Origin of the sequence: Rahnella perminowiae, from assembly GCF_019049695.1 — a bacterium.
GTDB classification, from domain to species: domain Bacteria; phylum Pseudomonadota; class Gammaproteobacteria; order Enterobacterales; family Enterobacteriaceae; genus Rahnella; species Rahnella perminowiae.
In genome coordinates this window covers 37485-50970 of record NZ_JAFMOT010000163.1, presented here as the reverse complement: position 1 = coordinate 50970, position 13486 = coordinate 37485, and the positions used below count along the sequence as shown (strand labels likewise).

At 52.5% G+C, this 13486-nt stretch carries 10 protein-coding genes; 5 read left to right on the top strand and 5 right to left on the bottom strand.

What is annotated here, in order from left to right; all coding sequences use genetic code 11:
- Nucleotides 1–4 precede the first annotated feature (4 nt).
- Nucleotides 5–2683 carry an autotransporter family protein gene (locus J1781_RS06750; protein WP_217233367.1) on the bottom strand — a complete coding sequence of 893 codons (2679 nt, stop codon included), beginning with the start codon at nt 2681–2683 and terminating at the stop codon, nt 5–7.
- Between the two features lie 276 nt (nt 2684–2959).
- Entirely contained in the window at nt 2960–4240 is a 1281-nt protein-coding gene (hemL, locus tag J1781_RS06745) for a glutamate-1-semialdehyde 2,1-aminomutase (RefSeq protein WP_217233366.1), read from the bottom strand.
- A gap of 186 nt (nt 4241–4426) precedes the next feature.
- On the opposite strand from hemL, the gene clcA reads away from it, so the two are divergent.
- Both clcA and erpA read left to right on the top strand, forming a co-directional pair.
- Nucleotides 4427–5890, top strand: a complete 1464-nt coding sequence (clcA, locus tag J1781_RS06740) for a H(+)/Cl(-) exchange transporter ClcA (RefSeq protein WP_129953128.1) — start codon at nt 4427–4429, stop codon at nt 5888–5890.
- Nucleotides 5891–5978: 88 nt separating this feature from the next.
- On the top strand, nt 5979–6338 hold the full coding sequence (erpA, locus tag J1781_RS06735; protein WP_370278338.1) for an iron-sulfur cluster insertion protein ErpA: 360 nt from the start codon (nt 5979–5981) through the stop codon (nt 6336–6338).
- Nucleotides 6339–6444: 106 nt separating this feature from the next.
- Here erpA and J1781_RS06730 read toward each other — a convergent pair whose 3' ends face one another.
- From J1781_RS06730 to mtnN, 3 genes are all read right to left on the bottom strand, one after another.
- Nucleotides 6445–6690 carry a hypothetical protein gene (locus J1781_RS06730; protein ID WP_129953127.1) on the bottom strand — a complete coding sequence of 82 codons (246 nt, stop codon included), beginning with the start codon at nt 6688–6690 and terminating at the stop codon, nt 6445–6447.
- Between the two features lie 321 nt (nt 6691–7011).
- A complete protein-coding gene (gene btuF, locus J1781_RS06725) occupies nt 7012–7824 on the bottom strand; it encodes a vitamin B12 ABC transporter substrate-binding protein BtuF (protein ID WP_217233365.1) in 813 nt (270 codons plus the stop codon).
- A complete protein-coding gene (mtnN, locus tag J1781_RS06720) occupies nt 7824–8528 on the bottom strand; it encodes a 5'-methylthioadenosine/S-adenosylhomocysteine nucleosidase (RefSeq protein ID WP_129953125.1) in 705 nt (234 codons plus the stop codon). Before mtnN ends, btuF begins: the two co-directional genes overlap by 1 nt.
- Nucleotides 8529–8711: 183 nt before the next feature.
- Here mtnN and dgt point away from each other — a divergent pair, with 183 nt between their 5' ends.
- From dgt to J1781_RS06705, 3 genes are all read left to right on the top strand, one after another.
- Nucleotides 8712–10226, top strand: coding sequence for a dGTPase (dgt, locus tag J1781_RS06715; protein ID WP_217233364.1), 1515 nt, complete (start codon nt 8712–8714; stop codon nt 10224–10226).
- Between the two features lie 330 nt (nt 10227–10556).
- The gene (gene degP / locus J1781_RS06710) at nt 10557–12008 is read left to right on the top strand and encodes a serine endoprotease DegP (protein ID WP_129953123.1); all 1452 of its coding nucleotides are present in this window, start codon (nt 10557–10559) and stop codon (nt 12006–12008) included.
- A 238-nt stretch (nt 12009–12246) separates the two neighbouring features.
- Nucleotides 12247–13407, top strand: coding sequence for a CdaR family transcriptional regulator (locus tag J1781_RS06705; RefSeq protein WP_129953122.1), 1161 nt, complete (start codon nt 12247–12249; stop codon nt 13405–13407).
- Nucleotides 13408–13486: the final 79 nt, after the last annotated feature.

Genomic DNA, 13486 nt, shown 5'->3' with positions numbered 1-13486 from the left:
CGTCTTAAAAATTCACTTTTAAACCGACAGCGGCCTGATAGTTGCTGTAATCATTTTCACCGGCAGAGGCACCCGCCTGACCCCAGACCTGTATGTTTTCTGACGCTTTTCCGCTGAGACCCATCCGCAATCCATAGCGGTTTTCCGGGACATCGCTGCTGAGGGTATCGCCGTTAAAGGTCAGAGAATCTGCATACTGGCCATTTTCCCAATTCACTTCTACATAAGGAACCAGTGCGCTGCGGTCATTGCTGCTACGGTTAGATAAGCGAATAGCCGCGCGACTTTGCAATGCATCATCACTGCCGCCGGTGATACGGCTACCGTTGGTTTCGGTGTGGTTTTCACTGTCATAGCGGTTATAGATAACCTGCGCCTGAGGCTCAACCGTCCATTCACGGGTTGCTGACTGGCCGAAAGCCAGCAGATACCCTGTTTCCAGTGAAGTCTGGATCCCCTGGCTGCGGTAGTTTTCTTTGTCCAGCTGGTCGCCCTGTACGCTGTTGTCATACCAGGCATAGTGTGCCCAGCTGTCTACATACCAGCCTTTTTGGTGCTGCGCATCCTGATACCAGGTCGCATAGGTCCCCACGCTATAACCGCTTACTTTACCCGTTGCGCCGTAGTGGTTGCCCTCTGCTTGCGATTGAGTCCTGCTTTCGCCAACACCTGCCATGATGCCTAACTGATACTGGCCACCACTGGCCGTATCGCCGGTAAGAAGCTCAGTTCCCAGTTGCAGTGCGGTACTGTTGATATCCAGGGATAAATCGCCGCCCGCCGCATTAAGCTCAGTCGCATCGCTGTGAATGAACAGCCAGGCCCGCCCGTCCTCACTTTTTTGTGCAGTACCGCGATCATGCTGCTGCAACGTGAACATACGCTGCGCAGCCAGCTGGTTACCGAGATAAGCACCGGTTTCAGGGCGATAGAGCGAAGGTGCCGGTGTCGGGTCCGGCGTCGGCTCAGGCGTGGGGTCAGGAATGGGATCCGGGGTGGGATCAGGAATTGGATCAGGCTCAGGCGTAGGATCGGGATCGGGCGTAGGGTCGGGCTCCGGGGTGGGATCCGGTTCCGGCGTGGTTGCCGAACTCAGATACCAGTCGCCATTCTGGGTATTCTGGAACAGGTTATATTCATATGCCCCGGCAACCGCGCGGTTCGCCAGCGAGAACTGCCCGTCAGAAGTGCCTTCTACACTGATGACTTCCATGCCTTGCAGGCTTTCAGCGCCCATTCCACCGATATTATTGACGGTCAGGGAAGATTGTCCGTAGCTGTTACCTCCGATCACCAGTGTGTCAGTCAGTGATGCATCATCGCCCAGTTCGCTGTTCATCACTACGGTTCCGTTATCGCCCGTATAATCGCCGGTAATGACATAGCGATTACCTACCTGGCCGCCGCCCAGCAACAGTGTGCCGGCATTGTTCATGTTTCCCTGCAACGTTGTTGTGCCAGCGGTGACTGATGCTTTACCGGGCAGGGCGTTATAGGCCATCACCGTTCCGCTGTTATTAATGTCACCCGTAACATTCCCTTGTGAAGCAAACCAGGCACCTTGCGCGACATTTACTTCAGGTGCGGTCAGGGAGCCGGTAGCCTCAACCAGTAATCCCCCGCCGCTATTGATGAGGGCATTTCCCGCCGAGGTGACATTGCCACTCAGGGTCAGTTGTCCGTGGTTAACCAACAATGTTGATTCATCGCTGCCGGTAAGGTTGATATCACCGGACAATGCCCAGTCATTACCGTTCATCGTCAGCGTTTTAAAGCCAGTGCCGGCCGACGTGCCGGTAAAATTGGCATCCTCAGATCCGGTTTCATAAAGCACCAGGGTATTGGTGTCTGCTGTGCTGCTGATAACGTCGCCGTTGAGCACGGATCCGGTGCTAAGTGTCAGGGAATTGCTGCCAGTGCCTGAGAAATTAACCGCTGCTTCTTTCCCTGAGAGGGTGCCGTAATTGGTGATATCGAAACTGGCAGTGTCAGAAATCAGGATGCCTGAATCCAGTTCAGAAGATATCGTGCCTCCGGCCTGGTTGATTATCACCCCATTGGCATTTCCCCTGCCTACCACACCGCCGGTTTTACCTGAGATGAGTCCGGAATTGAGTATCTGGCTTTGCGGATCGCCGTCTGCTGCTGAGTTGAATATCACACCGTAGCCGGTGCTGTTCACCACGCTACCTTCGGTACTGTTATAGTGGCCGCCGTTATAAAAATAAACCGCTGTGCGTGGTTTGTCAGGATTGGACGCTTTTATTGTGCCGCTGTTATTTACGATTGAAAATTCCTTGAGATAGACAGCATCGGACTGAGATTCAATATAACCAGACTCACTATTATTGACCGTTCCGCTACCGTTCATTCGTACAGAATAATCATCACCGGCAAATTCTGTTCCGGTTGTAGTAATACTTACAGTGTTATTAAGTGTTGAATTATTCCCCTCAAATAAAATACCATTTTTTCCGGTTATTTCAGGCACAATGCTTTCGCTGTCTGACGGTGAAGGCCGTACCATTTCGAAGGTATTCCCGTCACCCGTAATAATGACGGCAGTACCCGTGGGATCGGTAAGGCTTTCTGCAGGCTGGAATAATGTGTCGGTGCCATCGAAAGACGTGGTTGTGAGCAGGGTCGCTCCGCTGTTTGCTTTTACCGGCGCAGAGGCCGCCATTGCCGGAGGAATTCCCTGTGCCAGAAAAAGAGGGAGTGCGGTATAAAGGGCAATTCTGAGTACAGAGATCCGGGATTTAACAGGTATATTCCCTGTCGTCCTGGAAGTTAAATAATTTTTATATACCATGCTGAATACAATTCCTTTGCATCATTCATTTGAAGTGATATTTGAAAAGCCGGAATTGTATCTTTTGGCGGTGGTTAAATAAAATACAGATATTATATATATCACGGGAAGGTATTCCTCCCGTGAATAATAAATTAATTTACATTATTAAAGCTTAGCGAAACAACGACGTGCTGCATCGATGGTGCGCTGAATATCTTCCTGCGTATGGGCGATAGACATAAAACCTGCTTCGAACGCGGAGGGGGCGAGGTAAACACCTTCATCCAACATCAGGTGGAAGAACTTTTTGAAACGTTCAACGTCACATTTCATCACATCCTGATAGCAGGTGACGGTTTCAGCATCGGTAAAGAACAACCCGAACATGCCGCCGACGTGATTCACCGCGAACGGAATATTTTCTTTGCGTGCCGCGTCCAGCAAGCCTTCGGCCAGTTGGGTGGTGCGTTCGGTCAGGGTCTGATGAACGCCCGGCTGTGCGACTTGTGTCAGGCAGGCAATACCGGCAGCCATGGCAATCGGGTTACCGGAAAGTGTTCCTGCCTGATAAACCGGCCCCGTTGGTGCCAGCGCTTCCATCACATCGCGGCGCCCGCCGAATGCGCCCACCGGCATTCCGCCGCCGATGATTTTACCCAGGCATGTGAGGTCAGGCATCACATCATAATAATCCTGCGCACCACCCAGTGCGACACGGAAACCGGTCATGACTTCATCGATGATCAACAGTGCGCTAAATTCATCACAAATTGCCCGCAGACCGGGCAAAAACTCAGGCAATGGCGGTACACAGTTCATATTGCCAGCGACCGGCTCAACAATGATACAGGCGATATCGTCAGGAAATTGTTCGAACGCGGCGCGGACAGAATCCAGATCATTATAGGTACAGGTCAGCGTGTGTTTGGCAAAATCAGCCGGTACGCCTGGTGAGTTTGGCTGGCCGAGGGTCAGCGCGCCGGAACCGGCTTTCACCAACAGGCAGTCGGCATGGCCATGGTAACAGCCTTCGAATTTGACGATTTTATCGCGATGCGTGAAACCACGCGCCAGACGGATGGCACTCATCGTCGCTTCGGTGCCGGAGTTCACCATGCGCACCATGTCCATGCTGGGCACCAGACCGGTCACCAGTTCGGCCATTTTGACTTCCATCTCGGTCGGTGCCCCAAAGCTCAGACCGCGCTCTGCCGCTTCAATCACCGCATTGCGGATTTCAGCATTGTTATGGCCAAGCACCATCGGTCCCCATGAACCCACGTAGTCGATGTAGGCTTTACCATCGGCATCAAACAGGAAAGCGCCGTCAGCACGCGCGATGAATAAGGGGGTGCCGCCGACGCCGGAGAAGGCACGTACCGGCGAGTTAACACCGCCCGGGATCAGCGCTTGCGCCTGCGTGAACAGACTTTCTGACTTACTCATTATTCGGCTCCTGAATTGCTGGGTTCAATATGTGATGAAAAGATTAACGCGCCCATTCTAGTGAACTGAGCGGCGTTATCAAACCGTAAACCGTGCGGCATTTTGTTGCAGATCCTGTCAGGACGGCAATTTGTATGATTAAATCCATTTACCTTCCATAACCTTTTTTGTATTTCGCCTTCCGTGATGAATGAATCAGACACTGAAATTTTAGCGGATTCGCCCGCGCGCGGTCCGCGCAAACGCAGCGAAATCCTGCGCCTTGTATTGCGTCGCGATAAAACGCCGGTCACCATTTTGCTTGTCGCCGCTGTGGTCGGCACGGCCGCCGGTTTACTCGGCGTAGCATTCGAAAAAGCGGTGAACTGGGTGATGGCGGTCCGGCTTTCCGGGCTGGATGTCTTCAGTGATTACTGGATCCTGCTGTGGCCACTGACGTTTGTGTTTTCCGCCGCACTGGCGATGGTCGGGTACTATCTGGTTCGGTGTTATGCGCCCGAGGCGGGCGGTTCAGGGATTCCGGAAATTGAAGGCGCGCTGGAGGAATTAAGGCCGGTACGCTGGTGGCGTGTGATCCCGGTGAAATTTTTCGGCGGCATGGGGACGCTGGGCGCGGGTATGGTGCTGGGAAGGGAAGGGCCAACTGTTCAGATGGGCGCGAATGTCGGGAAAATGATGGTCGATATTTTCCGGCTGCGCAGTGCGGAGGCGCGGCATTCGTTGCTGGCAACCGGTGCGGCGGCCGGTCTTTCGGCCGCATTTAATGCGCCGCTTGCCGGTATTCTGTTTATTCTCGAAGAGATGCGGCTGCAGTTCCGTTACAGCCTGATCTCGATAAAAGCGGTGTTTATCGGCGTGATCATGTCGAGTATCGTTTTCCGTATTTTTAACGGTGACGGCGCGGTGATTGAAGTCGGCAAACTGGCGAGTGCGCCGCTCAACACCCTGTGGTTGTATCTGGTGTTAGGCATGGTATTTGGTGTGGTCGGCGTCTGCTTTAACGCCCTTATTTTCCGTACGCAGGATATGTTTGCCCGCGTGCATGGTGGAAATCTGCGTAAAATCCTGCTTATCGGCGGCATGTTGGGAGGATTCTGCGGCCTGCTCGGGCTGGTGCATCAGGAAGCCACCGGGGGAGGATTCGCATTGATCCCGCTGGCGGCGGCAGGAAAATACAGCCTGATGATGTTGCTGGCGATCTTCGTTGTCCGGGTGGTCACGACGCTGTTGTGCTTTGCGTCCGGTGCACCGGGAGGGATTTTTGCCCCGATGCTGGCGCTGGGCACGTTGCTCGGCACCGCATTCGGTACGGCGGCACTGGCGTGGTTCCCGCAATACGGCATTCAGCCTGCCACTTTTGCCATTGCCGGAATGGGCGCGCTATTTGCCGCCAGTGTGCGTGCACCGCTGACCGGTATCGTGCTGGTGCTGGAGATGACCGATAATTATCAGCTGATTTTACCGATGATTATTACCTGCCTGGGGGCGACCCTGCTGGCGCAGTTTTTGGGCGGTAAACCCTTGTATTCCGCCATCCTGACCCGCACCTTACAGAGGCAGGAACGTGAGAATGCCGAAAAAACGCAGGCCGGGGTTACCACTGAAAGCACCAATGAGCAGGACAACGCAGCCAAAAATGCCCATACTTGAAGCATTAACTCAGGTATAAGATAATGAGTATATTATTCAGACAGTCAATCCGGCGGCCTGAACAAATGCGGATTGGGAGTGAGAAATTATGAGTGAAGCATTGTTGAATGAAACAGCCGCGTTGCCGTTACAGTTTACTGAGGCCGCGGCACGTAAGGTGAAAAACCTGATTTCCGATGAGGAAAACCCGAACCTGAAACTGCGTGTGTATATCACCGGGGGCGGTTGTAGCGGTTTCCAGTACGGTTTCACCTTTGACGACAAAATTAATGATGGTGACATGACCATCGAAAAAGCCGGTGTGGCGCTGGTGGTGGATCCGATGAGCCTGCAATATCTGGTCGGCGGTTCGGTGGATTATACCGAAGGGCTGGAAGGTTCACGTTTTGTGGTGACCAATCCGAATGCAAAAACCACCTGTGGTTGTGGTTCCTCTTTCAGCATTTAATTACCCGTTTCAAAGAAAAAGCCCGTTTGCGCATGCAGACGGGCTTTTTTATGCTTAAAACCCCCGTTTAAAAGGGCGCTCAGGTAAGTGAGTATTCACAAGGGGGTTACCATTCAACCGTTACCAGCTTCGAACCGGGGCTAATCCCCGGCACGGCGGTAAGCATTTTTTCGCTGATGTGCGGTTGCATCATCGTCCGGCTGGCGCAGATGACTGAAGTGTGAGTGCGCGCAGCATTAATCTTGCAACCTGGCATGATCGTCAGGCTGACGCCAATCTGGCCGCCCGTCATGCCCGCGACAGCAAACAGCGGGCTCAGTGCGAGCAGCACACTGAGTAAAAGAGCTTTCATTATTGTTATTCCTGCTGGTGTAGATCAACAAAATCAGCCTGGCTGAAAAGGTTATCGGTCTAATTTTCGCGGTCTTTAATCCGAAGTTGTTATGATTTGGAGATAAACCGCTTTTTTGTCGTTGTTCATACCGTTATTTATATTAATTTGCTTGTTTAACAAACAGATAATCGTAAGGCGGGGGTGGCAACGTACGAAGGATGTTACGCCGGATAGAGTAACAGAAGGCGACGAAAAATTATTGATTTCGGTTAATAATACAACAATCCGGGAAGGCGCCTGCGGGTCTGCCCGTTGATACACTTTCATGTTGGTGAGCATTCACCCTTCAGGGATAGCAGCAAGCTGCGGGCAAAGTTGTTGTGCAGCCAGAAGGATACGCGGTCCGGCGCGGCTGAACCAGTCGGGATCCAGGGCGATAACCTGCGCACTGAGCATCGGGCCCCAGTAATCTTCTATCACCTGTTTCTGCGGTTTTCCGCCTGATATAACAATAACCTGAGGATGACGGCTTAAAACCTGTTCCCGGCTGACCTGAGGCCAGGGTACGCGGCTGTCAGCGAAAATATTTTTTGCGCCGCACACGTTAAGCACTTCGCTTTGCATTGTGGTGGCGGCAGCCGTAAACAGCGGCTGGGTGCCGAACTGAATAAAGGCAGAAACCGGTTTTTCGCGGCGATATTTCAGCTTCAGCGCCTGCCATTGCTGACGGAAATCCGCCGCGGCTTGTTTTGCCTTTTCCGGCGAAGGGCTGTACACCGCCAGCTGTTCCAGTGCCTGTGTTACCTGTTGAGCATTTTGCGGATCAAGATAGATAACCTGTATCCCCAGCGAAATCAGCTGATCCAGCGGGCGTTGCGGGTTACCGCCCCGCCAGGCGAGGACTAAATCAGGTTTCAGCGTCACAATGCGTTCAACGTTGATTCCCTGCCAGTTAGCCACCTGCTCAAGCTTTCTGGCCTGGGGTGGATAATCGGAGTAAGCACTAACTCCGATTATCCGGTCGCCCAGACCGGCGGCAAACGCCAGTTCTGTCAGACTGGGTGCCAGCGTGATCACCCGTTGTGCAGGTGCGGCATTGGCCACCACAGGCAACAGCAGGCCGCTCAGAATGAGGCAGAACCGGCTTATCATTATTCTTCGGAAGCTGCCAGCGCTGTCAGCATCGCATCCACCATCAGAGTGGATTGCTGTGCGGCGACAACCAGGAATTCTTCAAAGCTCAGGTGAGATTCACCATCGGCAACGTCAGAAATCGCGCGAACGACCACGAACGGCGTATCGAAAAGGTGGCAAACGTGACCGATAGCGGCAGCTTCCATTTCGACAGCCGCAACCTGCGGGAAGGTCGCGCGGATACGTGCCAGAGGCGCGGCACCATTGATGAAGGCGTCACCGCTGCAAACCAGGCCGCGGACGGCGTTCAGGTTCAGTTCACGGATGCAGTTCTCTGCCAGTTCAATCAGTGCCGGATCAGCGGTGAACGCAGGCGGACAACCGGCCATCTGGCCCGGTTCGTAACCAAACGCGGTGACATCAGCATCGTGATACCGCACTTCATCAGAGACGACGATATCGCCGACTTTCAGCGTTTTCGCCAGACCGCCGGCGGAACCGGTGTTAATCACCACATCAGGACGGCAATGTTCCAGCAGCAGCGTGGTGCCCATCGCCGCAGACACTTTACCAATGCCGGATTTCAGCAGCGCCACGTCTACGCCGTTTAACTGGCCTGTATAGATTTCGCAGCCCGCACGTTCGATAGTCTGACGGTTGATGATCTTGTCGCGCAGCAGAGTCACTTCCTGCTCCATTGCACCGATAATGCCTACTTTCATATGAATACTCGCAGATGTGTATGGAATGAGCCGCAGCATGTGCGGAATTGTCGGTTTAATCACGAAAACAATGCGCGATAGTCTATCATGGCTAAAGATAAGAAATAATCCGTTTGGGATGCAGGTTGTTAATGCAAAAAGTGCGTCGGTTTGATGTGTGAGTGGCTGAAAAGGTGGGAAAACATGTCCGGGATCGATTTTAAAGCGAAATTCAATTTTCAGCGCCCTTTCAGCGCACCGATCGAGGCACGCGATGCCTATGACGTCGTCCGTCAGTTCGAAAGCGATCGCGGACGCATTATCAACTCGGCAGCCATCCGTCGCCTGCAACAGAAGACGCAGGTTTTTCCGCTGGAGAAAAATGCCGCCGTTCGTAGCCGCCTGACCCATTCCCTTGAAGTTCAACAGGTCGGGCGTCACATTGCCAAAGAAATTTTGCATCGTCTGGGCCGGCAGGGAAAACTGGAATATTACGGGCTGGACGGGGTAACGGATCCGTTTGAAAGTGTGGTCGAAATGGCATGCCTGATGCATGACATCGGCAATCCACCGTTCGGCCATTTTGGTGAATCCGCCATTAATAACTGGTTCGCCAGACGGATGGATACCGCCGGTTGCGGCGAAACGCCGCAGGAAACTGATGCCTGTCTGGTCGCGTGTTTACGCCTGACGTCAGGCGATACTGAACTGAATCAGCTGCGCAGTAAAATCCGCTACGATCTGTCTAATTTTGAAGGCAATGCGCAGGCCATCCGGCTGGTCTTCACTTTGCTGAAACTCAATCTGACCTACAGCCAGACCGCGTGCATTCTGAAATATACCCGCCCTGCGTACTCAATGACCAAACTGGCCTCGCATGATTACCTGATGAAAAAACCGGGTTTTTATCTGGCAGAAGAGCCGTTCATCAATAAACTGCGCAGCGAACTCGGGATGGGTGAATTTAACCGTTTTCCGCTCACCTACATTATGGAAGCGGCCGATGATATTTCTTACTGCATTGCGGATCTGGAAGATGCGGTTGAAAAAAGTATTTTCAGCGTTGAACAGCTTTATCAATATCTGTGTCGCGAGTGGGGCACAATAGAGAAAAATGACTTCTTCGATAAAGTGGTTCGCACCGCTTACGAAAAAATGGATAAAGCGAAAACGTTCCGTAATCCGGTAGATTACTTCTTTATGGAACTGCGTGTTCAGACGGTGAAACAACTGGTGCCCCATGCTGCACGCAGATTCATTGATCATATAGAAGATATTTATCAGGGCACCTTTAATCATGCATTACTCGAAGATGACAGCCAGGCCAACCGGTTGTTAGAGATTTATAAAGCGGTCGCCTTCAAACAGGTATTCAATCATCACGAAGTGGAGGAGCTGGAATTACAAGGCTATCGGGTGATCAGCGGATTACTGGATATTTACAGCCCGCTGCTGGATATGCCGCTGACCGATTTTACCCGTCTGGTTCAGGAAGACACGCACAAGCAATATCCTATAGAAACCCGTCTGTTGCATAAGATTTCTGCTAAACATCGTCTGGCTTACAACAATGCTGTGGCGGCTCTGGAAGGGTTACCGGTCGCGGAACATGCCGCGCAGGAGTTTTATTACCGGGCGCGAATGATCCAGGATTATATCAGCGGTATGACTGACCTTTATGCATACGATGAATACAGAAGACTAATGGCGGCTGAGTAATTTCCCCGTCATATTTCGTATGACAGAGGCATTGGCTGTTTTCAGTTATCCGGATCCCTGACTCATGTCAGCTCACCGGGATTTCTGCCCTTGCCGTCTTGCGGTAATACGAATTATTTAGGGTGATAGTTAAGGATTAAATTTAAATGTCTTTAAGTTTCTTTACTGAACTGTCTGAAAGTTCGCCATTTGTAAGCACTGACAATAATTTTTTACCATTGTCCGTTCGACCCTGATGAACTTCACGTTATTAATACTCTCTCAGTATCACGACTACCAAGCAATGCGACTATTTTTGGTTGCCACAATAATTTTAAGAGATCCTGAAAAATGAAAAAATCGAGTTTATTCCTCAGCGCATTAGCGTTAAGCATCGGCATGGCAATGGCCCCGGTTTCTTCTGCACTGGCTGCTGAAACAGCGTCTTCCAGCACCAGTACCACTCAGCTTCCTAGCCTGGCACCTATGCTTGAAAAAGTGATGCCATCCGTGGTGAGCGTTAACGTTGAAGGCAGCGCGCCGGTAAAAACACCGCGTATGGGCCAGCAGTTCCAGCAATTCTTTGGTCAAAATTCACCGCTGTGCCAGGACGGCTCGCCGTTCCAGGGTTCTCCGGTTTGCCAGGGCGGTGGCCAGGGGCCGGACGGTCAGCCTGTGCCTGAACAGAAAGAAGATTTCCGCGCGCTGGGCTCCGGTGTCATCATTGATGCCGACAAAGGTTATGTTGTCACCAACAACCATGTGGTGGATAACGCCACTAAAATCACTGTGCAGCTCAACGATGGCCGCAAGTTCGACGCGAAAGTCATCGGTAAGGATCCGCGTTCTGACATCGCCGTTATTCAGTTAGAAAATGCGAAAAACCTGACGGCGATTAAGATGGCTGATTCCGAACAACTGCGTGTGGGTGATTACACCGTGGCAATCGGTAACCCGTATGGTCTGGGCGAAACCGTGACTTCCGGTATTGTTTCCGCACTGGGTCGTTCCGGCCTGAATATTGAGAACTACGAAAACTTCATCCAGACTGATGCGGCAATTAACCGGGGTAACTCCGGCGGTGCGCTGGTGAACCTCAACGGTGAACTGATTGGCCTTAACACGGCGATCCTGGCCCCGGACGGCGGCAACATCGGTATCGGTTTTGCGATCCCAAGTAACATGGTGAAAAACCTGTCTAAACAAATGATCGAATTCGGTCAGGTGAAACGCGGTGAACTGGGCATCATGGGGACTGAGCTGAACTCCGAACTGGCGAAAGCCATGAAAGTTGACGCACAGCGCGGTGCGTTCATCAGCCAGGTCATGCCGAAATCCGCCGCTGAGAAAGCGGGCATCAAAGCCGGTGACGTGATACTGAGCATGAACGGTAAACCGATCAGCAGCTTCGCCTCGTTCCGTGCTGATATCGGCACCTTGCCAATCGGTACTAAAGTGACGCTCGGCCTGCTGCGTGAAGGCAAACCGATGAACGTTGACGTCACTATCGAGCAAAGCACTCAGACACCGAAAGTGGAATCCGGCAATATTTATACCGGCATCGAAGGGGCTGAACTGAGCAACGGTGCGGCTGGCGATCAGAAAGGTGTGAAAGTCGATGAAGTGAAACCGGGTTCAACGGCGGCGCGCATCGGCCTGAAAAAAGGCGACGTGATCCTGGGTGTGAATCAGCAGAAAGTAACCAATCTGGGTGAGCTGCGTAAAATTCTCGACACCAAGCCAAACGTTCTGGCGCTGGATATTCAGCGTGGCGATACCTCCATTTATCTGCTGGCGCAGTAATTTACGCCTGCAAGACCGCATACAAAGCACGCTCCGGCGTGCTTTTTTTTGCCTGTTTTCCAGTAACACACATAAATTATGCGGATTTAGCCGGGCAGGTTGGGCATTTGCTTAAAACTGTGACGTTACCCGCAACTTCAATAGGCGCTTTCGCTCTTTGGGCATTTGCATAATGTGTGGGCATCACGGCCTGAGTATGCTGTTTTAACAACGATAAAACAGGCAAGGCAGGGGCTCCATGTCGGCGTATCATCTCGATGCAAAGCTGGCGCAACAAATTGTTGCCCGCACAATGCAAATTATTGATAGTAATGTGAATGTCATGGATGGCCGCGGACGGATTATTGGCAGCGGCGACGATCAGCGTCTTGGTGAATTGCACGAAGGCGCTTTGCTGGCGATTTCGCAGGAGCGTATTGTCGATATCGACGAAGGCGTTGCACGGCATTTGCACGGTGTACGTCCGGGTATCAATTTGCCACTGCGTATCGACGGCCAGATCGTGGGCGTTATCGGTCTGACGGGCAATCCGTCCCAGTTGCGTCAGTATGGCGAGCTGGTATGTATGACGGCGGAAATGATGCTCGAACAGGCGCGCCTGTTGCATATGCTGGCGCAGGACAGCCGTCTGCGTGAAGAACTGGTGCTTAACCTGATCCGTGTGGATGAGCTTTCACCGGCGCTGATGGAGTGGGCGCAGCGTCTGGGCATCGACCTGAACCGGCCACGCGTTGCGGCAGTGGTAGAAGTAGACAGCGGACAGCTTGGTGTGGATTCCGCCATGGCCGAACTGCAGCAGTTGCAAACCTTGCTGACTACGCCGGAACGCGACAATCTGATCGCTATCGTTTCCCTCACTGAAATGGTGGTGCTGAAACCGGCGCTGAACAGCTACGATCGCTGGGATCCGGACAGCCACCGTCAGCGCATTGATCATCTGCTGTCGCGCATGACCGAAACCGGACGCCTGCGCGTGCGCATTTCCCTGGGTAACTTCTTTACCGGCCCCGGCAGTATCGCCCGTTCTTACCGCACCGCACGCACCACCATGACGGTAGGCAAGCAGCGGATGCCGGAACAGCGCTGTTATTTCTATCAGGATCTGATCTTACCCGTGCTGCTCGACAGCCTGCGTGGCGGCTGGCAGGCCGACGAACTGGTGCGTCCCCTGGCGCGTCTTAAAGCGACGGATGGCAATGGATTACTGCGGCGCACATTGGTGTCGTGGTTCCAGAATAACGTTCAGCCGACTGCGACCTCTAAAGCATTGTATATTCATCGTAATACACTGGAATATCGCCTTAACCGTATCTCGGAATTAACCGGTCTGGATCTGGGTAATTTCGACGATCGTTTATTGCTCTACGTCGCTCTGCAATTAGATAATAACCATCTGTGACAGCCATCACAGCTGTTTCATTTTTTGTGAAACAACTCCCATGTGGCTGGGCATTTGCCTCAGGATAAATGCAACGGGC

Bases quoted from the DNA above. Each gene is read 5' to 3' on its own strand.
- clcA (WP_129953128.1), top strand. From the start codon at position 4,427: ATGAATGAATCAGACACTGAAATTTTAGCGGATTCGCCCGCGCGCGGT.
- J1781_RS06750 (WP_217233367.1), bottom strand. From the start codon at position 2,683: ATGGCGGCCTCTGCGCCGGTAAAAGCAAACAGCGGAGCGACCCTGCTC.
- erpA (WP_370278338.1), top strand. From the start codon at position 5,979: ATGAGTGAAGCATTGTTGAATGAAACAGCCGCGTTGCCGTTACAGTTT.
- dgt (WP_217233364.1), top strand. From the start codon at position 8,712: ATGTCCGGGATCGATTTTAAAGCGAAATTCAATTTTCAGCGCCCTTTC.
- J1781_RS06705 (WP_129953122.1), top strand. From the start codon at position 12,247: ATGTCGGCGTATCATCTCGATGCAAAGCTGGCGCAACAAATTGTTGCC.
- J1781_RS06730 (WP_129953127.1), bottom strand. From the start codon at position 6,690: ATGAAAGCTCTTTTACTCAGTGTGCTGCTCGCACTGAGCCCGCTGTTT.
- degP (WP_129953123.1), top strand. From the start codon at position 10,557: ATGAAAAAATCGAGTTTATTCCTCAGCGCATTAGCGTTAAGCATCGGC.
- hemL (WP_217233366.1), bottom strand. From the start codon at position 4,240: ATGAGTAAGTCAGAAAGTCTGTTCACGCAGGCGCAAGCGCTGATCCCG.
- mtnN (WP_129953125.1), bottom strand. From the start codon at position 8,528: ATGAAAGTAGGCATTATCGGTGCAATGGAGCAGGAAGTGACTCTGCTG.
- btuF (WP_217233365.1), bottom strand. From the start codon at position 7,824: ATGATAAGCCGGTTCTGCCTCATTCTGAGCGGCCTGCTGTTGCCTGTG.